The following is a 24,554-nucleotide window of genomic DNA, read 5'->3' as shown; positions in this document are numbered from 1 at the left end:
TGATTATAAACTTAAAGGACCGGGAGCGTTTTTTGCCCGGTTTTTCTTCGTTTATAGTAAGAACAAAATCTAGTCAAGACATTAAATCCAACTTATTTAAGCACTTTCTTAGACGCTTCAATTAGCTCGTTTATTTTTTCTAATTCAGTTCGATGAAATGCCTCGACTATCGCGCTTCCCACAATTACACCATCTGCCAGGGAACCTACTGTTCTCACTTGTTCGAGAGTTGAAATTCCGAAGCCAGCGAGGATTGGAACCGGGCTAATATCTTTCAATTGCTTTAAGTGCTTTTCTAATTGATCATCAAATCTATCCCTTACCCCCGTAATTCCATTTACTGTTACCGCATAGATGAAGCCTTCACCAGCAGCAACTATCTTTTCCATACGTTCCGGTGAGCTAGTTAGAGAAACAAGTTGGACAAGTGCGACTTCTGTTTTTATAAGTAAACTCTTCAATAATTCACTTTCCTCTAACGGTACATCTGGAACGATTAATCCCGCAATACCTAATTTATCACATACTTCTGCAAACTTTTCCAGTCCGTAATTTATCAATGGATTATAATATGTCATTAGAACAAGTGGTACACTTACCTCTTTATAGAAGGTCTCTAGTTCCTGCAGGATTGATCGAAGTGTTATGCCATCTGCAAGTGCTCGTTCACCTGCTTTCTGGATGGTAGGTCCATCTGCAACAGGATCAGAAAATGGTATACCTAGTTCGATCGCAGTAACTCCTGCTGCTTGAAGAAATAATATTTTAGACTTTAATGTCTTTAGTCCACCATCACCTGCCATTATATAAGGAACAAATGCCTTATCACCATGAGCATTTACTGATTGTATAGCATTTAAAAGTTTCGCTTTAGCCATTGTCATTCACCCCTAACGCATCACGAACGGTTTGGACATCCTTATCCCCTCGGCCAGATAAACAAATAACTAAAATTTCTTCCCGAGACATTTCTTTAGCCAGCTCCGTAGCAAAATAAATAGCGTGGGCACTTTCAAGAGCCGGTATTATTCCTTCTTTTCTCGATAATAGCAGTAAACCTTCTAAGGCTTCAGAGTCTGTAACAGAAGTATATTTCACGCGACCAATATCATGTAAGTATGAATGCTCTGGACCTACTCCAGGATAATCTAAACCGGCGGAGATAGAATGTGCTTCTTGGATAAATCCATTGTCATCCTGCAAAATGTACATATAAGAACCATGTAGAACTCCTTCTTTTCCTCCGGTAACAGCGGCTGCGTGAAGTCCGGTTGAAATACCACTTCCCCCCGCCTCTACGCCGTACAAAGTAACAACCTCATCTTCCACAAAAGGGTGGAACATGCCAATTGCATTGCTACCACCACCAACACATGCCACTACTGCATCTGGTAATTTCCCAACTTTTTCTAAAATTTGCCGTCTCGTTTCTAACCCGATCACCCGCTGAAAATCACGAACAATTTTCGGGAATGGGTGTGGTCCAAGCGCAGAACCTAGTATATAATGCGTATCTTCTACATTTGAAACCCAATATCTTAATGCCTCATTGACTGCATCTTTTAATGTGGAGGATCCCTGATCCACAGAAACAACTTTTGCACCTAATAATTCCATTCGAAATACGTTAAGTTCCTGTCTCCGCACATCCTCTTTTCCCATGAAGACAACACATTCTAAATCAAACAATGCGCATACTGTTGCGGTTGCTACCCCGTGCTGACCAGCTCCAGTTTCTGCTACTATCTTCTTTTTCCCCATACGCTTGGCTAGCAGCGCCTGACCAATAGTATTATTTATCTTGTGGGCACCAGTATGGTTTAAATCTTCTCTTTTCAGATATATTTGAGCCCCTCCAAGTTCCTTTGTAAGTCTTTCTGCAAAATATAATGGTGTTTCACGACCAACATAATCTTTTAAATAGTAATTTACTTCATCTAAAAACATTGGATCACAAATAGCGTCCTCATAGGCATTTTCAAGCTCTATCAAAGCAGTCATTAATGTTTCTGGAACATACTGACCACCAAACCTACCATATCTACCAACTCTTTGTCCCTCTGTATAATTAACCATCATTCCCCACCCCTATCTTTTACAGCATGTATAAATCCTTGAATAAGTTCTTTATCTTTGATGCCATTTCGTTCTACTCCACTAGACACATCTACCATATAAGGATTTACTCTCTCAATAGCATCTTTTACATTGCTTGGCGTCAAACCACCTGCTAGAATAATTTTTTCAGTCGGTATATCATTGACCTCCATCAGCTGCCAGTCAAATACTTCTCCACTACCGCCCTGATAATCTGTACCAGGTGCATCAAACAAATAAAACTCTGTCTCGTACTTTTTCGCCTGAAGAACATCCTCTTCATTGTGAACCGATAATGCTTTGATTGAAGGTAGATTGTTTGTCAGTATAAATTCAGGAGTTTCCTGACCGTGATATTGTATATAATCAAGCGGAACCTCTTTGAGTGCATTTATTAGTTCCTCTTTTGTTGGATTTACAAAAACTCCTATCTTCAAAACCCTAGGAGGCACTTCTTTGGCTAGCTCGTGCGCTTTTGCAACAGTTACTTTCCTCTTACTTGGTGCAAAGACAAAACCAATCGCATCAACACCAGCATTAACGGCGATTTCCACATGTTCTTTCTCCATAAGCCCGCAAATTTTCACCTTCGTCATGAGGTAATTACCTCCCTTTTAACCTGTAAGCTTCGAACAGCATTTTCAATTTCTCCACTACGCATTAACGATTCCCCCACTAGCACTGCACTAGCACCATAGCTAGCTACTTTTATAGCATCAATGGAGTTCCAAATGCCGCTCTCACTAATGAGCACACGCTCTTCTTCAAACGGAAATATTGCTGCGATTTCCGCAGTTCTAGATAAATCTACTTGAAATGTTCTAAGATCCCGGTTATTAATTCCTATTAATTTCGCATCTAGCTGCAAAGCTCGATCTAGCTCTTCAGAATCATGAACTTCCATTAAAACTTCCAAATTCTTACTTACTGCATATTTATATAAACTATTAAGCAACCCCTGTTCTAGTGCAGCTACGATAAGTAAAACAACAGACGCTCCAGCATTCTTTGCATAGTCTATTTGGATTGGATGAATGATAAAGTCTTTACAAAGTATTGGGATATCTACGGTACGAGCAACTTCTGCTAAATCATCAAATGTTCCTTGAAAAAAAGGGGTATCGGTCAATACAGAAATACAAACAGCTCCTGCATCAACATATCGTGTTGCTTTTTCACCAGGATTGATTCCTTCTGCTATCAATCCTTTTGAAGGAGAAGCTCGCTTAATCTCGGAAATTACCTGTAACGTTTTAGATTGATAAAGTGCATCAAACAACGACGGTCTGACAATAATTTCAGCTTGATCTGAAACCGGTCGAAGAAGCATCTGCTCGATTTCCCCTTTTTTAGCATCCAATATCTTATCTAAAATTGTTGTCATAATACCACCTCATGTCTTACAGATTGTTGACTAAAAGTTATAGCTGCTTCCAGCTTTTCTAATGCTTTTCCTGAATGGATAGTATCTTTGGCCAACTTAACTCCTTCTTGAATCGAGCTAACAATTCCTGAGGCAAATAAACCAATACCACTATTAAAAAGAACTGTATCTAAATAGGGACTTGTTTCACCTTTGAGAACATTGTGCAGGATTTTGGCATTTGTGTGACTATCTCCTCCTTGTATTGCAGAAATAGGAGCAGAAGCTAAACCTACATCATTTGCTGTCAGCTTAAAGGGTATTAAATCACCGTGATCTACTAAGACTAATTGATTAACACCTGCCAGAGACGCTTCATCCATCCCTCCAGCACCACAAACAACTATGGCCCTTTTTCTGCCTAAAATTCTTAATACATCTGCATATTCCATTGTGAAGTCTGAGCGATTAATCCCAGTATATTGTGTCAGTAATCTAATAGGATTAGTTAACGGTCCAACTAGATTAAAAATAGTCGGTTTTCCAATCATTTTTCGGGCAATTCCAATTTTCTTTAGTTTGGGATGTACATTTGGTGCGTAAAGAAAAGTTAATCCCTCTCGTTTAAGTAATTCTATTGATGCTACTGGGCTAATTGAGGTATGAATCCCTAACGCCTCCAGTACATCGGTGCTTCCAGCCTTACTTGAAATTTTTCGATTTCCATGTTTTGCTACTGTAACTCCTGCTGCAGCTAACACAAAGGCCGAGGTAGTGCTAATATTAAAGCTATTCAAGCCATCACCACCTGTACCGCAATTGTCCATATATTCTCCAATAGGCTCATTCAAGTTAATAGCAAAGGACTTCATAACTGTTGCAAGTGCAGCAACTTCCATGGAAGTCTCACCCTTTTTGGAAAGTACACTTAGGAAATCTACAATATATTGTACTTCCGTATCTTCCGCAAACATCGCCTTCGAAGCTACAATCATTTCCTCATACAATAAATGTTCACTCTTCTCAACTTTTTCTATAAATTCTCTCATCTCAATCTCTCCTCTGCTCTGCTCGTATCTTGCAAAATAAAAAAAGTCCTCTTCCAAGGGATTTCAGAAAAATCCCTTGGAAGAGGACGGTATTGACCGCGTTGCCACCTCTAGTTGGAGTGTAATACTCCCGCTTAAGCTCCTGTAACGTAGGAAAACGTCTGCCTCTATAACACTTAATGTGTTTCGAGGAAGCTCTCATAAGTCCATTCACATCAGTAACAAATCAGTTTTCACCAACCACTGACTCTCTATATTGTCCACTAAAGCTACTATTCTTATTCAAACAATTTCTCAGCTATACTAAGCTATTCTCTGCTCATCTGTTCTTAGGCGACGCTACTTTTAGCGTCTTCTACCTATATCCGAACATAAAAGTTAACTATTATGATAGTGGGAATACTTTTAATTGTCAAATATTTTTTATCCTTTTACTCTTTAATTGCATAACTTAGGTTATAAGCAGACAAGGAGGATTTTTAACGGTGGTAAATCCAATATATGGTCAGCGGATTACTTTAGAACAAGCAATGAGTATTGCCTTACAGAGAATATCCGGGGAAATTGTACACGTTGACTTGGATATGGAAGATGGCATTTTAGTTTACGAAGTATTCATCATGTCGCCTAACAACCAGATTTTTGAAGTAGAAATCCATGCAAGAACAGGTAATATATTAAAAGTAGAACAAGAAAATGACATTGATTATGATTGAATAAACAAACATGTAACAAAAAAAGAAGCAGTGATATGATTGGGAACAACTACTCCGTTGATTCCCTTCAGGATAGTTGGTATAATAAAGGAAATACAGGTATACAATAAAATACCGACTGGATGTTAGTAGCACCCAATCGGTAAAATAGACTGATTCCCTTCAAGGGTGTCGGCAAAGTAGATTAAGTAATCCATCCGAGCGCTAACTCACAGGTGGATTACTTTTTTCGTGTCATTGAAAAAGTCAGCGTAATCAATGCAATGATCAGTGAAGAAAAACTGATCATAATTACGAGAGATTCAAATATCGTCAAAAGCAGCACCCCCTTCTGTAACTGTCATTAAACAGAAAGGAAAAAGTGAGGTCCACCCATGAGATCATCAATCTATATACTTAATTATACCACACATACGTTCTATTTTAGGCGTTTATCGTATGAAAAGTAAGTTATTTTTGTAACTCTCTATACTAATTTTAATATTCTGTAATTTGACATTCCAAAAAATCGAGTTAAAAATCTACATATAATCCATGGGTAACCCCTTTTTCCATTAGTTGTGTTATATCTTCCTCAAGAGATATTAATCTACTACAATATTCGACTATACCTGATCTAGCAAGTTACTACCAATTTGTTCAAGATCACACTTTAAAAGTTACTTTCTATTTCATATCGTTAAAAAGTAGTATTGCTGGCACTAGTTGTTCTCGATTCCATACACAATCTTTTGACCTCTATCAACTGCTGTTCATAAAAAGAGAGTTGGTAGATGTCAGGCATTTCAAGTTCCTTCCAAAAACTAAAATCATAGACAGGGTCAAAGTAATTCATTATTAAAACCATTAGATTTCCATGTGTCCCTATTGCGACATTTTGCCCTACATATTTCTCCAAAATCTCTTTTGTTGCGTGGACACCTCTAGCTTGAGCATTAAGATTAGATTCTCCACTCGGGTGTGAAAAATCAAAATCAGACCACACTTGAAGAATTGCTTCATTGAAATTTGCTACTGGCTGTTCAGATAAGATCCGTTCCTTTAAGGCATCAATAATTTCTATTTCTTGCTCTAAGTGGAGTGCAATTCCTTCAACTGTTTGAAACGCTCGCCTATAGGGACTCGATACAACAATGTCTATATCTTCTACTATTAATAAATCAGTTACTTCTTTGGCATCTATTAATCCCTGCTCCGACAACGGTCTACCTAACTCATCAGCTGAATAATTAGAGTGCGCATGCCGAACAAAATATAAATTTGTTATCATTTCTATTCACCCCTTATTAATTCGCTTATTAAATATTCTTTTTACAAATGGTTCTTTCAAATCTGTATACAAATTTATATTAATATCCTTTAGTTTTGCACTGTTTACTTTGATCATTCGGTATTCATCTCTAGCTTTAGCGTTGGAATTTAAATAATTATGAAAGAATAGTTGGTTTATCCATAATTCATTTTCATATTCAATCATATGAATGAAATGTGTTTTTATTTCATATGTACCATCTGTAAACATAGCAAGAACTATTTCACCCGGTCTTTCTACTCTCAGTCTTAGAAATCCAATATTTTGTAGGGCTTTAAATACAGACTTATCTATATTTGCAATATCATCTACTCCCACTAATATATCTATGATTGGCTTTGCAGACATGTTAGTTATGGCAGTACTTCCTATATGCTGAATTCGGTTTCTCCAAGTCTTGTAACAACAATAATTTGTTGCTTTACTCTGTTAAACTCTTTTTTCCATTCAGCTGTTTAAGGAAATAACTTCACTTCTTTTTTTTCTAATCCTAGCTCCAGTAGAAATCCTCCAATATTAACTTTGTTTTTTGGGAATAGATAATGTGGTCCATTTCTCTTCAGTAGTTGTTTGTTTGGCAATGTATATCACTTGACCAACATGGGAGGAAGTATGAGAAAGACTTCTTATAACAGCTTCCATTACAGTATGCGGCTCATTTCTAATATAAATGGTTTGGAGCAGATGTTCCGATTTAATAGTATCAAGAGCACTCAAAAACACCTGACACCCCTCCGACCAAATTTCCATCAATTCTTCACGAGTTTCAATTGTACTTTCAAATTCTTTGTCCCGATTTCTAGTAGTTTTTTCACCATCTGTCGTCAAAAAGTCTGTCCATCGTGAAACCAGATTTCCACTCAAATGCTTAATGATTACCTCTACACTATTGGAATGATTATTTGGTGCCCAAAATAGCTTATCTTCTTCCATCTGAACAACTGCTTTTTCTGTATCCTTCATCAAATCTAAAAACTTCTTCCTAACTACTCGCATAAAATCAATGTGTATAGAAGATATATCGTTCAAAATAATCCACTCCTTTTCTTTTTATTATAAAGTAAATATTCAGAAAAACTATATATATCCTTGAATATTCAATGAACATAAATTAGATGGCCTATTCATAATTTATCAATTTCCATATTATGCAATAGAGAAAGAGAATTTGTCTTTCTACTAATTCTAGTATTCATACTAGTAAAAGAAAGGAGGAAATTGAATGGTAGAAAAAATATTTATCAATAACACATTAGCAGCATTTCAAATTACACTCTTTGTTCGTGAAGGAGAATTCCCGTACAACCAGGATGGAACCGTAACATTTACACTAGAGCCTGGTGAAACAGAGAGTGTTACCTATGGTAGCGACACAAATATATTTTTAAATGGACTAACAATCTTTACAATTTATGAAGGTGATCTTTTCAGTTCAGTAAAATTTGTAACAGCTCAAATGAGTGAGTTAGACAATCTTCTTAATACAAATGACACAATAACTATTTCACAAGTACAAACAGATTATGTATTATCTGGTTCCAATATATTTCTGGACGCGGTTAATGATGCTCAAACATTAGCAGAAATAAGGGCAGCAATTGAAGATCCTAGTTTGGGGCTAAATTTAACAGCTTATAACGCTCTTTCTGAAGCTCAGAGAGATGAAGTAGCAGGAGTATTGCTAAATACTAGACCTGTTGGGGGTTACACTTCCATTGCAAGTGTCCAAGCATCCCTAGATGCAGCAATAAATGAGCTTGTTGATCCAAACAATATTTACGTAAGTGCAGGAGCAGTTGGAGGAGATGGGAGTATTGCAAATCCTTTTGGAACTATTACCGATGGAATTGCAGCTGTTAATCCTGGAGGAACCGTGCATATTTTAAGTGGCACATATCCAATCACTTCCCAAATTTTAGTTAACAAAATGGGAATAACCTTATTAGGAGAACCTGGAACAACTCTTCTTCTTCAAGCAGATATTATAGCCTTATTAATTACTGCAACTGATACTACAATTAACGGTCTAACAATAACTAGTGATATTCCATATGCAAAGGAATTCATCCAAATTGGTGGTACAAATACAAACTTATTAAATAATACGATATTTGGTCCACCACAAGCATTGCCAATGTCAAACTGGGTTGTAAACCGGGCAGTAGTATCACAAGGCGGGATAAACATTGTCGTTGAGGGAAATACGTTTTATTCATTACGAACCGGGATATACATTAATCCAAATGTAACTGGCGAGATAGATAATAATGTAGTATATAACACAAAAGGCGCTTTCTTAGTAGACAGAGCTTTCACTACTTTTGTGGGCAACTCATGGGGTATTCCAATGAATGAGTTTGATATAGTATTATTTGCCGGTACAACTTCCGGACCACCATATGATAATCTTCAAGCTCTTAGTGCAGCTAATAATAATGCAACCATATCTGACCAACGTAGTTAATATATAGGAAAAAGTAAAAACCAACTTATTTGGAAGTTGGCTTTCAGACTGTAGAGAAACTCAATTTTTGGTGCATAGAGTTGTATACTAAAATCTGCAAGGACCACCACTTCGCTTTCCGTGGGCTTGGCTTCAGCCTCCTCGTCACGGTGAAAACATATGCTCCTGCGGTTACTCGTCGCAAAGACATTGGTCAAGTTGTTCCAACAGGAGTCTTCGTGGTGGTCCTTGCCTTATAAACAACTCCTTAAAGGTTTCCACTATAAATACTTTTATTTAGATAAAGCAACCTCTTTAAAGATATTTATTATTACTCATAGCAGTTTATAAAAATACTTTTGTCTTCAAGCTGAAAGCCAACTTATTTGGAAGTTGGCTTTTTTTGTGGGCATTTCACAGATTCCGCATGTTAATAAGCATTTCTTATTGTCGCCCATTTTGTATTGGTGAACTTACCACAAAGTACCTGTATCTATTAATTTATAAACATAGTAATATATGAAAGTTATAATACTACTTTCAAACTAGAGGAGAATGGGTTTAAGTGAAAAAAGTACTTCCTATTTTTATTATATTTGTCTTATTTCTAAGCTCTCACCCTATACAAAGTACAGCCACTGGTAGTTCACTTACAGTGGGGACTGTTCAAATAGATAACGTTAGCGTATTAAGTTTACCAAAACAAGGTTCGACTGTTATCACCACTTTAAAAAAAGGAGAAGAATTCCCTGTCCTATCTACTGCATCAGGAGACTCATCTACCGTTATAGTGCATACTGTAAGTCCTGGAAATACATTATGGAAAATTTCAAACCAATACGGGATTCCACTTAGTGCACTTCAAGAGACAAATAAGCTATCTTCAGCAGAAATTCGAATTGGACAGAAATTAATAATTCCACAAACACATACACTATATACTGTTATAAATGGTGATACTTTATGGAAGATTTCTGAAAAATTCAATGTAACTATAAATGATTTAACTAAGTTGAACAGACTACAATCTTCAAACCTAATTGTCGGTCAAAAATTAAACATTCCCGATTATTACGTACAAATTCAGTTGTTGGGTGGTAAAAAAGGCTGGGTTAATAAATCACTTTTAAAACAAACGAACCAGCAACGAATCGTAATGGGATGGAAGTATAACGGAAGTTCGCAAAATTATTCACAACAATTGAAGCACTCTAATTTAAATGTGGTGTCACCAAGATGGTATACTTTAAATAACACAGGTAATTTTGTTTTAATTACAGCTGACACAAATTATCTGAAAGATGCACATAACAAAGGCAAGAAAGTTTGGCCCCTAATTGGAAATAAATTCGACCCAGTTTTAACTGACTTGGTATTAAGTAATCCTGAAAAACGCAAAAAATTAGTGTCAACGCTTAAAAATTCTTTAGTTCAAACAAAAAGCGATGGAATAAATGTGGACTTTGAAAACATCGATCCGAAAAACAAGCAAGATTTTATCCGCTTCGTAACCGAACTTAAAAACGCTCTTCATCCACACGGAATTAAAGTATCTGTAGACGTTACTCGCGAAAACAAGGATCCTTTTTGGTCTGGCAGTATAGACCGTTATGCGTTAGGTCAGGTTGCTGACTATATCATTATGATGGGGTATGATGAGCATTGGGGAGGTAGTCCAATAGCGGGGTCTGTAGCTTCTATGCCATGGGTTCAAGAAGGTATTGAACTGTTACTGGAAGACGTACCATCTCACAAGATTATCTTGGCGGTACCTTTCTACACAAGAGAATGGATTACTAATTTAACGACAAAAAAAGTGAAAAGTATCGACCGTACAATGGGTGAGGTTGAACAAATTATCTCTTCAAAAAATCTTATAAAAGTTTGGGATCAAAATACCCAGCAAAATTATGTGGAATTTACTGCAAACGGGGATAAGCACCAAATATGGGTAGAGGATAAACAATCTATCAAACTTCGTATAGACCTTGCTAACCAATTTAACTTAGGTGGAGCAGCTGCTTGGTATATCGGCTCTGAAACACCTGATATTTGGAATATACACCATTTCAACAAATAAATGGAGTGTGAAACCCTAAAATTTAATAACAATTTTCAACCTGAGTCTATATTTAGATGAACTCAGGTTGTTTTAATTTTCCACTAAAAGTAAAAGCACCCAGTCTTTCTCTAAATTACGAGTTGACTGGAACCTTACCCTCTCATCTTCAATCCTGAATCTTATTTTTCAGATTAGGTAGTCACCCATACTTTATATATATTTAATCCATCCTGCTGAGTATTGACTCTAAATGTGTCTATCGAAGCTAATCTAAAAGCAAGAGAATAAGCAATTTTGTAGTCTGAGGTTATATATCCATCGTAAATTCTTCCGTAAATTTCATTTGCTAAAGAATCGGCCCAAACATCGGCTTCATACAATGTTTCAAAAATTATTTCTTCTCTTTTCCACCTAATATTCATAGCTACACCAACTTTGTAAAGTTATTCCCATTCATAAGGTGTTTCTTGGTAAACATAATAATTCAACCAATTGGAAAATAGCAAATGTGTATGTGACCGCCATGAGTTCATTGGCTTTTGTGATGGATCATTGTTTGGAAAATAATTTTCTGGAACATCAATCTCCACACCTTTTGATATATCTCTTTGGTATTCATCTGCAAGTGTTGTTGCATCATACTCTAAGTGACCAGTAATCATAATATGCTTTTTATCTTTAGATATTACTAGGAAAACACCTGCATCTTCCGAATTGGAAAGCAATATCAGTCGAGGGTCTTGTTTAATCTCGTCGTATAACACAGCCGTGTAACGAGATACAGGTGCATAAAATTCATCATTAAATCCTCGTACTAATTGAATGGTTGGATCGGATAACCGATGACTAAATACACCAAAACATTTTTTGGGTAGGTCGAATTTACCAATACTATAATGATGATAAAGCGCTGCCTGCGCTCCCCAACAAATATGAAGAACAGAGGTCACATGCGTTTTGGACCATTCCATTATTTCAGTCATTTCAGGCCAATAATTAACATCCTCGAATGGTAAATGCTCAATTGGAGCACCTGTAATAATCATTCCATCAAATTTTCTGTGTTTGATATCCTCAAAAGTCGTATAGAAAGTATCTAAATGAGTTTTACTAACATTTTTGGAATCATGTGTTGCCATATGTAAAAAAGTCACATTTACTTGGAGTGATGTATTCCCTAATAATCGTAACAATTGAAGTTCGGTTTTCTCCTTTTCAGGCATAAGATTCAAAATAATTATGTTTAATGGACGTATATCTTGAGTTATTGCTCGATCGGTATCCATGATAAATATTTTCTCTTTTTTAAGAAGTTCAGCTGCTGGTAATTGTTTAGGTATATTTATCGGCAAAATAGTACTCCCCCTTAAATTTAAAAACCCTCTTTTCCTTTATATAAGAAAAGAGGGTGAACGTTTTGCTCTCGATTCTTATCTTTCAAGAAATTATATCTTGTAGGAGTTAGCACCTTTCTGATAAATCAGAGGTTGCTGAAGCTTCAACGGGCCATGTCCCTCTGCTTCTCTTGATAAGAGTTATTAAATTATAATGTTCTTTATTAAAGAATATTAACATGTGTTTTCCAATAATTCAACTTCTTTTAAACTTTGAAACGATTTACTGCTTCCGCAAGTTTATCACTAAGCTCTGTTAAGGTCTCGGATGCTGCAGCAACCGACTGAATCGCTCGTAACTGCTCATCAGAAGACGCACTCACTTCTTCACAGGCTGCTGCAGTTTGTTCTGAAGTTGCAGCCATCACTTGAATAGTATCTACTACCTGATCTTTATAGTTGGAAACCTGTTCAATTTCTGCTGAAACTGCATCAATAGATGTTTGTAAACTATTCATCAATATTGATATTTCACTAAATGTTAACTCAGTATCAGTTACAACAGAACCTTGTTCGCGGAATGTTTTGATGGTGTCTGTCATTTGCTCCCCTACAATATGGGATTCACTTTGTAGCTCCGTAATAGTTTGTTTTACTTCCTCTGTGGCTTTAGCAGATTGTTCTGCAAGCTTTCGCACCTCATCCGCAACGACCGCAAAGCCCTTTCCATGCTCACCTGCACGGGCCGCTTCAATACTTGCATTCAGTGCGAGGAGATTCGTTTGTGATGAGATTTCCATAATGGTTTCCATAACACTGCCAATCGCTTTTACTCTAACTTCTAAAGTTGTAAACAATGTAGACATGGAGGTAAGATTAGACTCCCAGTTTTGGAAAGAAGTTTTCAATTCACTCATTTGGTTTTGACCATTTGTATTCATTAAATTTGCTTTAGTAGCTATATCAGTCATCGTTATTGATTTTTCGTTAATGAGATTGATTTGCTCGCTTAAGTGCACGGAACTCTCTGTTACTTCACCAGCATCTTCTGCTGATTTAGATGCACCTTCTGCAATTTCACTAACAGCTAATGACACTTGTTCCGCAGAAGCATTTGTTTCTTCAGCTACAGCACTTAAATTTTCAGAATTTGACTGCACGTTATTTGCGGACTCTTTTACAACCTGAATAATTTCATTCATACTGCTAGACATTTTGTTGAAGTTTGTAGCAAGTTGACCAATTTCGTCCTTAGACCCTATATTCGCTTGTACAGTTAAATCTCCATCAGCAATAGAATCCATTAATTTTTTTAGTTGGCCGATTGGTTTTAAAATAGCGCTAATCATGAAATATAATACGATAAATATGATTGCCTCAATGGCTAAAACAATTATTATTATCATTGTACGTATACTGTCTGCTGTTTCGTTTATCTTATTTTCCTCATAAACAGCTCCTATTTTCCAATCCAATTCTGGTAAAGTTGTAAATACAGTAATTGTATTAGTACTCTCCGTTCCGTCAGTCACATTTCCACTTTCCAAGGAACTAGATAGCATTTTTTTAACTGATGAATTCTCAGATATGTTTTCACCAAATAAAGTGGGATGAACTATAGCATTACCATCTGCATCCACAATAATTGGATAACCTTCATAACCTAACTCATTGTTTGCTAACGTTTCTGTTAATTTGGATAATAGAATATCAATGGCTAATACACCAACCACTTGGCCATCTCTAATAACAGCTTTTGCACCAGAAATTGCATATTCTCCAGTAGAAGCATCTACAAAAGGTTTAGACCAGCTGAAACTGTCTTTATTTGAAACTGCATTTAAATACCATTCCCTTGAAGTAGGATCAAAATCTGCTCCTAGGTCTGCTTCTGGGATAATTTCAATCGATTTATCAGGTAAAGCTATGTAGACTGAAGCTACAGCGTCATATAATGAAACAAATTCATTAAATTTAGTATCTAATTGTTTCTCTAATTTCTTGGCTAAAACTCCATCAGTTGCTTTAGCACTATTATGAAAATCTACAATATCATTTGAAGTTGATAATTGAATAAGCCCTTTTTCATATGTAGCTAAATAATTCTGAATTGATGTTGACATTTCTTGAACTATAACTTGGCTTTGATCAATTAAGTCTTTTTCCATCTTTTTACTAATAGTGTTCGTACTAATGGTTATTAATGGTGCCATACTTACAATAATTAGAGCCATAACAGCAATAATTATTTTCCACTTTATAGATTTACGCATTACTCATCTTCCTTCTCTATGTATTGAATATGCTCCGATATGAATATTCCATATATAAGTATATTTATACTATTATATCGGCACAATGAGAGAATATTAATGCATGAAAAATAACTTACTCTTCAAAAAAACAAATTTCGGTGAAATACCTTCTTATTTACCTTTCTATCATATTTTCTGCAGATGATGATTTCAAACATATTATTAATGAAAATAAAGGAACTAAAAATAAATCTTCCAATTTGAGATACCTGACTTGAAATCTCACAAAAGAGACCACCTTCTTAAAAGGTGGTCATAATCATTATAAGTAATTCTAATACTTCCTAACCAATCCATTCCTCCAATAAGATTTCAAGTTGTTCTTCTTTTGCTTGAATAGATTCGATAAGCTTTTCATAAATTCCCCAATCAGTTTCTATTTTTGCATTTTCTTTTAAATATGAAATTTCACTTTCCAAACAAGAAATTTCTTCATCGATTGTTCGCTCTTTTACACGTTCCCTTGTTGGTTGTTTAGTTTTAGTCTTTTTCTCTGAAACATCTTCTACTTCTCGCTTAGAATACATTTCCTCCCATTTTGTTCTAGCCCACTCATATGGTCCTTCAAATGTAGTGAGCTGGGCTTTTTCTAACCAGACAGTTTTAGGAAATAATTTATTTAAAAAATACCGATCATGTGATACGGCCAATATAGTTCCATCAAAATCAGCTAAAGCATCTTCAAGTACTTCTCTAGACTCAATATCTAAATGGTTCGTCGGTTCATCAAGAATTAGGAGATTAATATCCTGATGCATGAGCTGTGCTAACCGAAGTCTCATGCGCTCACCACCGCTTAAATCACCTATTCGCTTAAATACATCTGGTCCATAGAACATAAATTTTGCGAGAATATGTCGTGCATCTCCCTCGACCACATTTAACTCACTTCGAAATACATCAATTAGCCTAGACTTCGGATCCTGAATTTCATAATGCTGCGACAAATAACCTGCCCGGACATTACTACCTAACCGAGCTTCTCCATTGTCAATAGGTATCTCTCCACGCAGAAGATTTAATATAGTGGATTTACCAGAACCGTTTCGACCTACTATCGCAACTCGGTCCTTCCAGTATAGATTTAGCTGTGCATTTTCTAGCAATGCTTTATCTCCAAATGATTTATATACATTTTTCATCATAACTACTTCTTTTCCACTTCTAGAAGCAAATTCAAAGGAAAGCTCCATCTTTTTCGGGTCGATTAAAGGTTTTCTAACTTTTACCATTCTCTCTAGTGCCCTTTCCATATTACGTGCCTGACGAAATAACTTTGGATTTGGTGGAACCGCTTCATTTGCCCATTGTCTAAGTCGTCTTATTGCATCCTTCATTTTTTTGATCTTTTTCTGTTGTTCCTCATACTCCTGGAACTCACGCATTAATCTAGCTTCTTTCTCTAAAATAAAGGAAGAATAATCTCCATGATAAAGAGAAAGCTCACCTTCTTCTAAATCTGCAATTTTGTTTACGACCTGGTCTAAGAAATATCTGTCATGCGAAATGATTACAACAGTCCCTGAATAGTTAACCAAATATTGTTCCAACCACTCAACTGCAAATAAATCTAAATGATTCGTCGGTTCATCCAACAATAATATATCTGGATTTGACAGTAAAATTTTCCCAAGCATTATTTTTGTTTGTTCGCCACCACTTAAACTAGCAAATGATTGGTTTACGAATTGGTTCAACTGAAGTCCCTGCACTACTTTTTCAATTTCAGACTCCATTGTATAACCGCCTAAAAGTGTAAATTGTTCTTGTACTTCTCCGTATTGCTGTAGCAGGTGCTCCATCCCTTCTGAATTTAAGGTTGTCATTTGTTGCTCCATCTGAATCATTTTCTTTTGTAACTCCGTAATCTTTTGAAAAGCATAATGGAGGACATCAAGACCTGTAATATCTTCTGAAAAAGTAGGTATTTGAGCCAAATAACCAATGGATACACCTTTCTTAAAGTTGATATATCCTTCGTCAGGTTTTTCATTTCCTGCTAACAATTTGAACAATGTAGTTTTACCGCTACCGTTACGACCAACAATGGCTAACCTGTCTCCCGTTTTAATATCAAGAGATATGTTTTCGAAAATCGTATTTCCTCCAAGCATTTTTGTTATATTTTGTATTGTACATATCATTATGATCGCTTCCCTTCAATTCTTTATGAGCTAAGAAGCGCCTTTTTTTCGCAACAAAAAAAGACTGTCTAAAAAGCACAGTCTTCTCGCTACCATTTAGGATCCGAAAGAATGACTTCTTAGCTATGAACATTACTTTGAAATTGTCTAAAAATGGACAGACCTGTCCCGTTGTTAGCAATTTCATGAGTAATTGCACAAGAAGTGGATAAAAATTCCAACATAAAAAATTGTGCATTCATAGCGTTTTTCATTCTTTCTTCACCTCCGTTCGAATTAGTTAAATAAATAATAGCATAATTATTCAAACAATTCAATCGTTATTTTCATTTGGTTTTTCAAAAGATGGATCATTTATGGATTCGTCCACTTTAGGAATACCTACATCATTTTCTTCATTAACTTCTTCATTACCTGTATTTGGAATTTCTTGATCTTGGTTGTCTATTTGCGTCTCAGGGTTAGCTGGTTGATTGGAATTCCTTTGAAATCCACAGGCAGTTAGTATGAAACAAGAAATAATAAGTATCGAAAACATTCGTTTAAACATTGTTAGTTTCCTCCTAATTTAACATTAGAATGCACAACCTTCGTAACTTTATACTATAAAATTTATTCAACTATCTTTTCATGGTTTAACTTTTAGTTTAATTAAATTGATGATGTTTTTTTGCCAAGTAGATTCTCTTATAAAAAAAGAGCTCTAGCACGAGGCTAGAGCTTCATAAATCATTCTTCAATATCAAAATAAATTTCATCTTCGTCGTTATATTCAGAACCATTTTCGAATAATACTGTTGTTCTTAAAATTAGTCTTGTTACTTCCTCATTACTATCTGGAATCCATCTTTCATCTGGCATAATTTCAAAAGGTATCATTTGCATGTCCTTAGATGCAGCTGCTCCTACTAATTCAATTGAGTGCTTCGATACAATTTTAGGTGATTCACCATTTGTCAGTTTAAATACCTCTAATTTGATATTTTCTACCGATTCATCGTGTACCCCTTCTATATAAATCGTGCCCGACAGATTAATACCATGTTCAATATAAGGGTGATCGACAATCGTGTCTATCTTTATAGATTTTACTTCTATGGAAGATTCAAATTTCTTCGCCATTATTCTCAGTCCACCTTGTGATTTGTATACTCATAGTGATTTTCTATTACTGGTTCAAACTTATTATAACGCTTTTTAAACAATGTATAAAAGTGTGAAACGATTACTTTCAAAATTGCATATCCTGGAATTCCTAATATTACTCCTGGAACACCAAATAATGCACCTGATGTAATAAGAACAAAGATAATTGTAATTGGGTGAACATGTAATGATTTACCCATAATTTGTGGTGATATAAACTTCCCTTCTATTAACTGGACAATCGTCCAAACTATCGCCAACCCTACTAGCATAAGTGGTGATTTTACTAGGGCTATAATAGCAGCAGGAGTAATAGCTATCACTGGACCTAAATAAGGTACTACACTTGTAACCATCGCTATGACTCCAAGTAGAAGTGCATACGGCATACCGATAATTGTAAATCCAATAGAAATCATTATTCCAATACACATTGATACTAGTATTTGTCCTTGAATATAAGAACTAATTTGTCTATCTATACCTGTAAATACAGATTGTAAATCATCTCTCATTCTTGGAGGAAACAACTTCAGAACAAAGTGGGGTAACTTCTCGCCGTCCTTTAAAAGATAAAAAACGATAAAAGGTACAGTTACTATAGCTAAAACAAAACTAGTTAATACACCAACAATCGATGAAATCCCAGTTATAATACCGGTTACAGTATCTTGTACAAACTCTCCTATTTCAGCTGGAAGACCATTTAATACTGAAGTAACATCATTCTCAATTTGTAAATAATATTCCTGAAAAATAGATGTTCGTAAAAATTCATCTAAGTCATTGAAGAGCTGAATAAAGTAAGTAGGTAATTCTTCCACTAATTTAAAGACTTGACCCTTTAAAAAAGGAAATACTAGAAACACTAGTAATGTTATTAATCCGATTAATACTAAGAAAATAATAAGTATGCCCCATACTCGTTTAATTTTTATTTTTTCTAATAAACGTAGTATTGGTCGTAATAAGTAATACACAATAACTGCTAAGATTATAGGTAAGATTACATTACCCAGAAATACCGTCAAAGGTACAAATATAAAAGAAATCTCATCATAAATCATAATAACAAGACCGATCATCAGTAAAAGAACCAATGAAAAGATAGTATTACGTCCACCTAAAAATTTTATGTATCTAGTAGAAAAAAAAGAAGGTTTTTCTGGCTCCACTTCTATCAAACTTCCTTTCTATATATATTTATTTTACGGAGGAAAAATAAATATGGCAATCTTAAAGCAAGTTATTTTTCTAAAAACTCTGTAATTGCATTTTTGTTCTTCTCTTCGTCGAGTACAATGACTGACCCAGCATGACTATAGCGCTTAAATGAATATGTTCCTTCCACTGGAATTGTCATTTTTTCCATTTCTAACTTACCACTTACTAGTGCATCTAATACTCGTTTTGTTTTGTCAGAGCGTGAATAATCTGTTTGGATATATCCCTCTGTTGCGCCAATGAATTTAGGTAAATTTGGTATATTTTCTATGGATAATAGCTCATCTTTTAAGATTTCCATTACCAACTGTTGTCTTCCAACTCGTCCAAAGTCTCCTTCAGCATCCGAACGAAAACGAGCATAACCGAGCAATTCTTGTCCATTTAAGTTCTGTTGCCCCTTGGTTAATGTAACACCAATTTTCTCTGACATGTCCTTCTCTACATTAACTGGAACTCCATTCGGTGCAATTATGTCAACAAGGGATTCAAAGCTACTAAAATCGATTAATGCATAGTGATGAATTGGTAAATCGAACATCTCTTGCATAGTATCTTTCAATAACTGTACTTTCCCTAAATAGAAAGCTGTATTTAATTTATAGGATTTATTCCCAGGGATATCGGCATATATATCACGCATGAAAGAGATTACCTTAACATCATTATTTTGCTTATCCCAAGAAAAAATCATCATAGTATCTGTACGAGCTTTGTCTTCCCCTCTGGAATCTACACCTAAAACCAAGATGTTTTCTCGTTCACCTTGCTTAAGTACATCTCCTTTAAAGTCCATTGGTTCTTTTTTATCTGTGTCAGCTAATTTATAACCGCTAGAATATTGTGTAAATGTATAAATACCTACTCCTACAGCCAAAAATAATAAAATAACAAAAAGCATACGTCCTATTCTTGGACGTCTTTTTCTTCTACGTCTTCTAGTTTGTTGTAATTCTTCTTCCATCTTGAAATCTCCCCTTTATACCCTAATAATAACGTATTTCAGTTAAGAAAAGTTTCAGATTTTTGTACTACTACTAAACAAGTGGTAAAATCTATTTTACATAAGACAATACATCAATTAGTGAGAATAATAGGAGGAAAGATCATGGTAGAAATAGCAACTTTCGCAGGCGGATGTTTTTGGTGCATGGTAAAACCATTTGACACTTGGGACGGAATACATAAGGTAACTTCAGGATATATGGGTGGTCATCTTGATAACCCTACATACGAAGACGTAAAAAAAGGAGATTCTGGTCATCTAGAAGTGGTAGAAATACAATTTGATCCAAGCATCTTCTCCTACAAAAAGCTATTAGAAATATTTTGGCAACAAATTGATCCTACCGATGATGGCGGTCAGTTCCAAGATCGAGGAGAAAGATATCGCACTGCTATATTTATTCATTCAGATGAACAACGAGAGCTTGCGGAGCAATCGAAAGAACAACTTGCAGCAAGTGGGAAGTTCTCTAAACCTATTGTTACCGAAATTCGTGATGCTAAAACATTTTATGAGGCAGAAGAGTATCATCAAGACTATTATAAGAAAAGCCCAACTCACTATAAAGAGGATCGTGCACAATCAGGTCGAGATGAGTTTATAGAAAAAAATTGGAAATAGAATTTTAGATCTACACCAACGAAAGTACCTCCAAAATTTTGGAAGACATCGGTTAATAAAGAAGAAATAAAATTTAGACGAAAACCACTTCAAAATTGAAGTGGTTTTCATCATTGTCTTGCAGTCCTTTATTCTCGTTAGATGAAAAGTTGGATAAGGGAGACACCCCAGTCCGCTCATAAACAGATAAAACCTGTTAAATAGAGGCTTAAAGCCAGAATATTTGTCCTAACCCTCATTAACAAAGGGATTCTGTATTTTGTTTATATTTCATGTTATAATAAGTTCATTGTGAATTTTAGGAGGTACTAGCATGATTGCAGTAAGTAACGTAAGTCTTCGTTTTGGTGATCGTAAATTGTTCGAAGACGTAAATATAAAGTTTACACCAGGAAACTGTTATGGTTTGATTGGTGCAAATGGAGCTGGAAAGTCAACATTTATCAAAATCTTGTCTGGTGAAATTGAACCGCAAGAAGGTAATGTTATTATGAATCCAGATGAACGTTTAGCTATTTTAAAACAAAATCACTTCGAATACGAAGAACACACTGTTTTAGAGACAGTTATGATGGGGCATAAACGTTTATATGAAGTAATGAATGAAAAAAATGCTATCTATATGAAAGAAGACTTTTCAGATGAAGATGGTATGCGTGCAGCCGAATTAGAGGGTGAATTTGCTGATTTAAATGGATGGGAAGCTGAATCAGAAGCAGCAATACTCTTACAAGGTCTTGGTATTCCTGATGACATGCACCAAAAGAAAATGGCTGACTTAACTGGTTCAGAAAAGGTAAAAGTTCTACTATCTCAAGCGCTTTTTGGCAAACCAGATGTACTTTTACTAGATGAGCCTACTAACCATTTAGATATTAAAGCTATCCAATGGCTAGAAGACTTCCTCATTAACTTTGAAAATACTGTAATTGTTGTATCCCATGACCGTCATTTCTTGAACAAAGTATGTACACATATTGCGGATTTAGATTTCAGTAAAATTCAAGTTTACGTAGGAAACTATGATTTCTGGTATGAATCGAGTCAATTAGCTTCTAAATTAGCTTCAGATCAAAATAGTAAAAAAGAAGAAAAAATCAAAGAACTACAGGCATTTATTGCTCGATTTAGTGCCAATGCTTCTAAATCCAAACAAGCAACATCTCGTAAGAAAATGCTAGACAAAATAGAACTAGATGATATTAGACCATCATCTCGTAAATATCCATATGTAAATTTCGCGATGAAACGTGAAATCGGTAATGATGTATTACAAGTTCAAGATTTAGGTCATTCAACAGAAGACAAAAAACTATTCTCTAATTTAAGCTTCACTATGAATAAAGAAGACAAAATTATTCTTTTAGGTGATGAATTAGCGAAGTCAGCTATATTACGTATCTTAGCTGAAGAAGAAGAACCAAAAGAAGGATCAATACGTTGGGGTATTACTACAACACGTGCCTACTTCCCGCTTGATAACGCAAAATACTTTGAAGGTAGTGAGCCTTCATTAGTAGACTGGTTACGCCAATATTCTCCAGATGATGAAAGCGAAACATTCCTTCGAGGATTCCTTGGCCGTATGCTTTTCTCAGGTGAAGAAGTAAAGAAAAAGCCTTCTGTTCTTTCTGGTGGAGAAAAAGTACGTTGTATGCTTTCAAAAATGATGCTTTCGGAATCGAATGTATTATTACTAGATGAACCAACGAACCACTTAGATCTTGAATCTATTCAAGCATTGAATAATGGACTTACATTATTCAAGGGTGCTATGATATTCACATCACATGACCATCAATTCATCCAAACAATTGCAAATCGCGTAATCGAAATTCGTGATGACGGATCTATCTTAGATAAACAATTGACTTACGATGAATTCTTAGAGTGGAAAGAAACACAAAACTTATAAGATAGATGAAATAAAGAGTACAGGATTGTGACATTGTGTCATGATCCTGTACTCTTTTTTTGTAATACTTTCGTTCTATCTTAGTTAATCTCTTCTGGTATGTTGTTATAACAATTATGAAAGTAATCAAAGTAAAATTTTTTGAAAGGATTAATTTTTAACTAATCTGTCCTTTTTTGAAGTCTTAATAAATCTACCGAGTAATGACCTTGTTGGTAATTTACCTAGTAATGAATCACTTGTTTCTGAGATATTCTTCAGGACGTTCAATAATTTATCGTCCCCTGCCCAATGTTCTTCAATCACTTCTGGTTTAAATTTATTTAATAACATGTTGACTACAAAAGTAGCTACAATTATATCGTCTATAAACCCACCTGGTCCAACTAATCCTTCAGGTAATACATCTAAAGGAGTGATGAAATACAAAATCCCACTACCAACGAGTGTTTTACTTTTGGCATCTAATCGTTCATCAAACATCGACTTCACTAATAAATGAAATAAATCCGGCGCAAACAGAAGATATGGAGTAAACTTCCCTGCTTTCCCCGATTTACTTTCTACATAATCTGTGATCTTAGAACGTAATTTTATATAGAAGTCTTGCTGCTCCTCATAAGTTGGTAGCTCTTTCTTGAGTTCTACATTCATCGCCATATCCCCTTTCTCTTTTCACTATACCAAAAAAAAGACAATTTGAAACATTATAAGCATTTCTTAAACTACTCAAAAATTTTATACAAGGGCTAAGAGAACTTATAAGTTAGGAAATAGATAACTCCGAAAAATTATTAAAAGGTGATTCGTATCTATTTTTACGAACCACCTATTCTTTACTTAATTAAGTATTGGTTTAATGCTTGTTGCAGAGTTGCATAGGTTTTTGTTTCTTGATCAAACTTAATACCTAATTGAATCATTTGTCTAACAACATCCGGTCTTAAACCAGTAATAACTGTATCACAGCCCATCATCGAAGTACCATAAATAATTTTCATTAAATGATCTATTACCTCTATTTCCATTTTCGATATTCCCGATAAATCCATTATTAATGTTTGAATGTGTAAACGACCAATCTCGTTTAGTATTTTTCCCTCCATTATATTTGTTCTATAAGTATCCACTGATCCGATTAAAGGTAAGATACATATAGTTGGCGTAATCGGTATTATCGGAACCGAAAGCGCTTCCACTTCTTTTCGTTGTGAGGAAATAAGGGCATCTTTATATGTTGAGTAGTTAATAAAGAATTCATTTAAAAAGTAATCTATTTGATTATTAATTTGTTTTTCTAACTCAAAAAAGTCGTCGATAGCAATTAGTTGTACTTCATTGCTATATTTTTGAATAAAAGCCCACATCGTTCTCCTAATCGCTTGAATCCACTCCAACTTAAACGATAATGTTAAGGAAAATGTAGCCCATGCAATACCCTCTTGCCTTGAAAATGCACTAAGTTTATCCTGCTCATTTCCATCAATAATAAGATGAATAAGATTATGAGCATTATTGATCAGATCGATATCTCCAACTTTTAATATATCATCGATTTTCTCTCTAACATTCACAGCTTGGTTCAATAAATACTCTTCAAAATTTTGTTTGTTTGCCTGCAAATATTCTTTCAATTTATGATCAAGTAATGCCTCATCCAAAATTATTCCCCCTATGAAATAATAAACTAAGCTCTTTATACCCTCGGTGAAAATAATTAAACCTACTAATATTTAATCTATCTGAGTATGTATAAAACTATAAAATGTGAAAAAGAAGCACACCCTAACGGTGTACTTCTCTGTAC

Annotated in this window: 25 protein-coding genes, 1 riboswitch and 1 other annotated feature; of the genes, 5 read left to right on the top strand and 20 right to left on the bottom strand. The window is 35.1% G+C overall.

From position 1 onward, the window contains the following. Window positions 1-92: 92 nt before the first annotated feature. The 5 genes from trpA to trpD are packed head-to-tail and all read right to left on the bottom strand — an operon-like array spanning window position 93 to window position 4,509. Entirely contained in the window at window positions 93-878 is a 786-nt protein-coding gene (gene trpA, locus MKY29_RS09290; RefSeq protein ID WP_340879579.1) for a tryptophan synthase subunit alpha, read from the bottom strand. Further along, the gene (gene trpB / locus MKY29_RS09285) at window positions 871-2,076 is read right to left on the bottom strand and encodes a tryptophan synthase subunit beta (RefSeq protein WP_241599847.1); all 1,206 of its coding nucleotides are present in this window, start codon (window positions 2,074-2,076) and stop codon (window positions 871-873) included. The genes trpA and trpB overlap by 8 nt, the downstream gene beginning before the upstream one ends. Further along, entirely contained in the window at window positions 2,076-2,693 is a 618-nt protein-coding gene (locus MKY29_RS09280) for a phosphoribosylanthranilate isomerase (protein WP_093494814.1), read from the bottom strand. The genes trpB and MKY29_RS09280 overlap by 1 nt, the downstream gene beginning before the upstream one ends. Beyond that, window positions 2,690-3,481, bottom strand: coding sequence for an indole-3-glycerol phosphate synthase TrpC (gene trpC, locus MKY29_RS09275; protein WP_340879578.1), 792 nt, complete (start codon window positions 3,479-3,481; stop codon window positions 2,690-2,692). Before trpC ends, MKY29_RS09280 begins: the two co-directional genes overlap by 4 nt. Then, complete coding sequence (trpD, locus tag MKY29_RS09270; protein ID WP_093494812.1) at window positions 3,478-4,509, bottom strand: anthranilate phosphoribosyltransferase; 1,032 nt, start codon at window positions 4,507-4,509, stop codon at window positions 3,478-3,480. Before trpD ends, trpC begins: the two co-directional genes overlap by 4 nt. 79 nt (window positions 4,510-4,588) lie before the next feature. Next, window positions 4,589-4,804: a binding site (T-box leader), on the bottom strand. Between the two features lie 190 nt (window positions 4,805-4,994). Between trpD and MKY29_RS09265 the strand changes: the two genes are divergently transcribed. Then, on the top strand, window positions 4,995-5,225 hold the full coding sequence (locus tag MKY29_RS09265; protein ID WP_340879577.1) for a PepSY domain-containing protein: 231 nt from the start codon (window positions 4,995-4,997) through the stop codon (window positions 5,223-5,225). A gap of 220 nt (window positions 5,226-5,445) precedes the next feature. On the opposite strand, the gene MKY29_RS22005 is transcribed toward MKY29_RS09265, so the two are convergent. From MKY29_RS22005 to MKY29_RS09250, 4 genes are all read right to left on the bottom strand, one after another. Then, window positions 5,446-5,550, bottom strand: coding sequence for a putative holin-like toxin (locus MKY29_RS22005; RefSeq protein WP_402848510.1), 105 nt, complete (start codon window positions 5,548-5,550; stop codon window positions 5,446-5,448). 354 nt (window positions 5,551-5,904) lie between these two features. After that, a complete protein-coding gene (locus tag MKY29_RS09260; RefSeq protein WP_340879576.1) occupies window positions 5,905-6,495 on the bottom strand; it encodes a histidine phosphatase family protein in 591 nt (196 codons plus the stop codon). Window positions 6,496-6,501: 6 nt separating this feature from the next. Beyond that, window positions 6,502-6,885 carry a GrpB family protein gene (locus tag MKY29_RS09255; RefSeq protein WP_340879575.1) on the bottom strand — a complete coding sequence of 128 codons (384 nt, stop codon included), beginning with the start codon at window positions 6,883-6,885 and terminating at the stop codon, window positions 6,502-6,504. 168 nt (window positions 6,886-7,053) lie between these two features. Then, window positions 7,054-7,566: a DUF1572 family protein gene (locus tag MKY29_RS09250; RefSeq protein WP_340879574.1), complete on the bottom strand. Its 513-nt coding sequence runs from the start codon at window positions 7,564-7,566 to the stop codon at window positions 7,054-7,056. Between the two features lie 193 nt (window positions 7,567-7,759). Between MKY29_RS09250 and MKY29_RS09245 the strand changes: the two genes are divergently transcribed. Further along, window positions 7,760-9,001 carry a hypothetical protein gene (locus MKY29_RS09245; protein WP_340879573.1) on the top strand — a complete coding sequence of 414 codons (1,242 nt, stop codon included), beginning with the start codon at window positions 7,760-7,762 and terminating at the stop codon, window positions 8,999-9,001. Between the two features lie 544 nt (window positions 9,002-9,545). Beyond that, window positions 9,546-11,060, top strand: coding sequence for a LysM peptidoglycan-binding domain-containing protein (locus tag MKY29_RS09240; RefSeq protein WP_340879572.1), 1,515 nt, complete (start codon window positions 9,546-9,548; stop codon window positions 11,058-11,060). Window positions 11,061-11,233: 173 nt separating this feature from the next. On the opposite strand, the gene MKY29_RS09235 is transcribed toward MKY29_RS09240, so the two are convergent. From MKY29_RS09235 to MKY29_RS09195, 9 genes are all read right to left on the bottom strand, one after another. After that, window positions 11,234-11,464 carry a hypothetical protein gene (locus MKY29_RS09235; protein WP_241599840.1) on the bottom strand — a complete coding sequence of 77 codons (231 nt, stop codon included), beginning with the start codon at window positions 11,462-11,464 and terminating at the stop codon, window positions 11,234-11,236. A 21-nt stretch (window positions 11,465-11,485) separates the two neighbouring features. Then, window positions 11,486-12,394 carry a homoserine O-acetyltransferase MetA gene (gene metA / locus MKY29_RS09230; protein ID WP_241599839.1) on the bottom strand — a complete coding sequence of 303 codons (909 nt, stop codon included), beginning with the start codon at window positions 12,392-12,394 and terminating at the stop codon, window positions 11,486-11,488. Window positions 12,395-12,469: 75 nt separating this feature from the next. Next, window positions 12,470-12,577: riboswitch (SAM riboswitch) on the bottom strand. Between the two features lie 65 nt (window positions 12,578-12,642). After that, window positions 12,643-14,649, bottom strand: coding sequence for a methyl-accepting chemotaxis protein (locus tag MKY29_RS09225; RefSeq protein ID WP_340879571.1), 2,007 nt, complete (start codon window positions 14,647-14,649; stop codon window positions 12,643-12,645). A 326-nt stretch (window positions 14,650-14,975) separates the two neighbouring features. Further along, on the bottom strand, window positions 14,976-16,835 hold the full coding sequence (abc-f, locus tag MKY29_RS09220; RefSeq protein WP_445677871.1) for a ribosomal protection-like ABC-F family protein: 1,860 nt from the start codon (window positions 16,833-16,835) through the stop codon (window positions 14,976-14,978). Window positions 16,836-16,954: 119 nt separating this feature from the next. Continuing rightward, window positions 16,955-17,089 carry an RAxF-45 family protein gene (locus MKY29_RS09215; RefSeq protein WP_269915700.1) on the bottom strand — a complete coding sequence of 45 codons (135 nt, stop codon included), beginning with the start codon at window positions 17,087-17,089 and terminating at the stop codon, window positions 16,955-16,957. A gap of 59 nt (window positions 17,090-17,148) precedes the next feature. Further along, entirely contained in the window at window positions 17,149-17,385 is a 237-nt protein-coding gene (locus MKY29_RS09210; RefSeq protein WP_093494804.1) for a hypothetical protein, read from the bottom strand. A 179-nt stretch (window positions 17,386-17,564) separates the two neighbouring features. Then, on the bottom strand, window positions 17,565-17,957 hold the full coding sequence (locus MKY29_RS09205; RefSeq protein ID WP_090561379.1) for a sporulation protein: 393 nt from the start codon (window positions 17,955-17,957) through the stop codon (window positions 17,565-17,567). 5 nt (window positions 17,958-17,962) lie between these two features. Next, window positions 17,963-19,156, bottom strand: a complete 1,194-nt coding sequence (locus tag MKY29_RS09200; RefSeq protein WP_093494803.1) for an AI-2E family transporter — start codon at window positions 19,154-19,156, stop codon at window positions 17,963-17,965. A gap of 71 nt (window positions 19,157-19,227) precedes the next feature. Continuing rightward, window positions 19,228-20,169, bottom strand: a complete 942-nt coding sequence (locus MKY29_RS09195) for an LCP family protein (RefSeq protein ID WP_093494802.1) — start codon at window positions 20,167-20,169, stop codon at window positions 19,228-19,230. Window positions 20,170-20,313: 144 nt separating this feature from the next. On the opposite strand from MKY29_RS09195, the gene msrA reads away from it, so the two are divergent. Continuing rightward, window positions 20,314-20,832: a peptide-methionine (S)-S-oxide reductase MsrA gene (gene msrA, locus MKY29_RS09190; RefSeq protein ID WP_340879569.1), complete on the top strand. Its 519-nt coding sequence runs from the start codon at window positions 20,314-20,316 to the stop codon at window positions 20,830-20,832. Between the two features lie 313 nt (window positions 20,833-21,145). After that, on the top strand, window positions 21,146-22,747 hold the full coding sequence (locus tag MKY29_RS09185) for an ABC-F family ATP-binding cassette domain-containing protein (RefSeq protein ID WP_093494800.1): 1,602 nt from the start codon (window positions 21,146-21,148) through the stop codon (window positions 22,745-22,747). Window positions 22,748-22,897: 150 nt separating this feature from the next. Here MKY29_RS09185 and MKY29_RS09180 read toward each other — a convergent pair whose 3' ends face one another. Both MKY29_RS09180 and MKY29_RS09175 read right to left on the bottom strand, forming a co-directional pair. Then, a complete protein-coding gene (locus tag MKY29_RS09180) occupies window positions 22,898-23,401 on the bottom strand; it encodes a YkvA family protein (RefSeq protein ID WP_093494799.1) in 504 nt (167 codons plus the stop codon). Window positions 23,402-23,583: 182 nt separating this feature from the next. Next, window positions 23,584-24,408 carry an STAS domain-containing protein gene (locus MKY29_RS09175; protein WP_340879568.1) on the bottom strand — a complete coding sequence of 275 codons (825 nt, stop codon included), beginning with the start codon at window positions 24,406-24,408 and terminating at the stop codon, window positions 23,584-23,586. Window positions 24,409-24,554 lie beyond the last annotated feature (146 nt).

Origin of the sequence: Psychrobacillus sp. FSL K6-2365 (genome assembly GCF_038003165.1) — a bacterium.
Taxonomy (GTDB): Bacteria; Bacillota; Bacilli; order Bacillales_A; family Planococcaceae; genus Psychrobacillus; species Psychrobacillus psychrodurans.
This window is presented reverse-complemented; position numbering and strand designations above follow the sequence as displayed.

Coding starts and splice junctions, on each gene's coding strand:
- trpA (WP_340879579.1), bottom strand. CDS start 878: ATGGCTAAAGCGAAACTTTTAAATGCTATACAATCAGTAAATGCTCAT.
- trpB (WP_241599847.1), bottom strand. CDS start 2,076: ATGGTTAATTATACAGAGGGACAAAGAGTTGGTAGATATGGTAGGTTT.
- MKY29_RS09280 (WP_093494814.1), bottom strand. CDS start 2,693: ATGACGAAGGTGAAAATTTGCGGGCTTATGGAGAAAGAACATGTGGAA.
- trpC (WP_340879578.1), bottom strand. CDS start 3,481: ATGACAACAATTTTAGATAAGATATTGGATGCTAAAAAAGGGGAAATC.
- trpD (WP_093494812.1), bottom strand. CDS start 4,509: ATGAGAGAATTTATAGAAAAAGTTGAGAAGAGTGAACATTTATTGTAT.
- MKY29_RS09260 (WP_340879576.1), bottom strand. CDS start 6,495: ATGATAACAAATTTATATTTTGTTCGGCATGCGCACTCTAATTATTCA.
- MKY29_RS09255 (WP_340879575.1), bottom strand. CDS start 6,885: ATGTCTGCAAAGCCAATCATAGATATATTAGTGGGAGTAGATGATATT.
- MKY29_RS09245 (WP_340879573.1), top strand. CDS start 7,760: ATGGTAGAAAAAATATTTATCAATAACACATTAGCAGCATTTCAAATT.
- MKY29_RS09235 (WP_241599840.1), bottom strand. CDS start 11,464: ATGAATATTAGGTGGAAAAGAGAAGAAATAATTTTTGAAACATTGTAT.
- MKY29_RS09225 (WP_340879571.1), bottom strand. CDS start 14,649: ATGCGTAAATCTATAAAGTGGAAAATAATTATTGCTGTTATGGCTCTA.
- abc-f (WP_445677871.1), bottom strand. CDS start 16,835: ATGATATGTACAATACAAAATATAACAAAAATGCTTGGAGGAAATACG.
- MKY29_RS09215 (WP_269915700.1), bottom strand. CDS start 17,089: ATGAAAAACGCTATGAATGCACAATTTTTTATGTTGGAATTTTTATCC.
- MKY29_RS09210 (WP_093494804.1), bottom strand. CDS start 17,385: ATGTTTAAACGAATGTTTTCGATACTTATTATTTCTTGTTTCATACTA.
- MKY29_RS09205 (WP_090561379.1), bottom strand. CDS start 17,957: ATGGCGAAGAAATTTGAATCTTCCATAGAAGTAAAATCTATAAAGATA.
- MKY29_RS09195 (WP_093494802.1), bottom strand. CDS start 20,169: ATGGAAGAAGAATTACAACAAACTAGAAGACGTAGAAGAAAAAGACGT.
- msrA (WP_340879569.1), top strand. CDS start 20,314: ATGGTAGAAATAGCAACTTTCGCAGGCGGATGTTTTTGGTGCATGGTA.
- MKY29_RS09185 (WP_093494800.1), top strand. CDS start 21,146: ATGATTGCAGTAAGTAACGTAAGTCTTCGTTTTGGTGATCGTAAATTG.
- MKY29_RS09180 (WP_093494799.1), bottom strand. CDS start 23,401: ATGAATGTAGAACTCAAGAAAGAGCTACCAACTTATGAGGAGCAGCAA.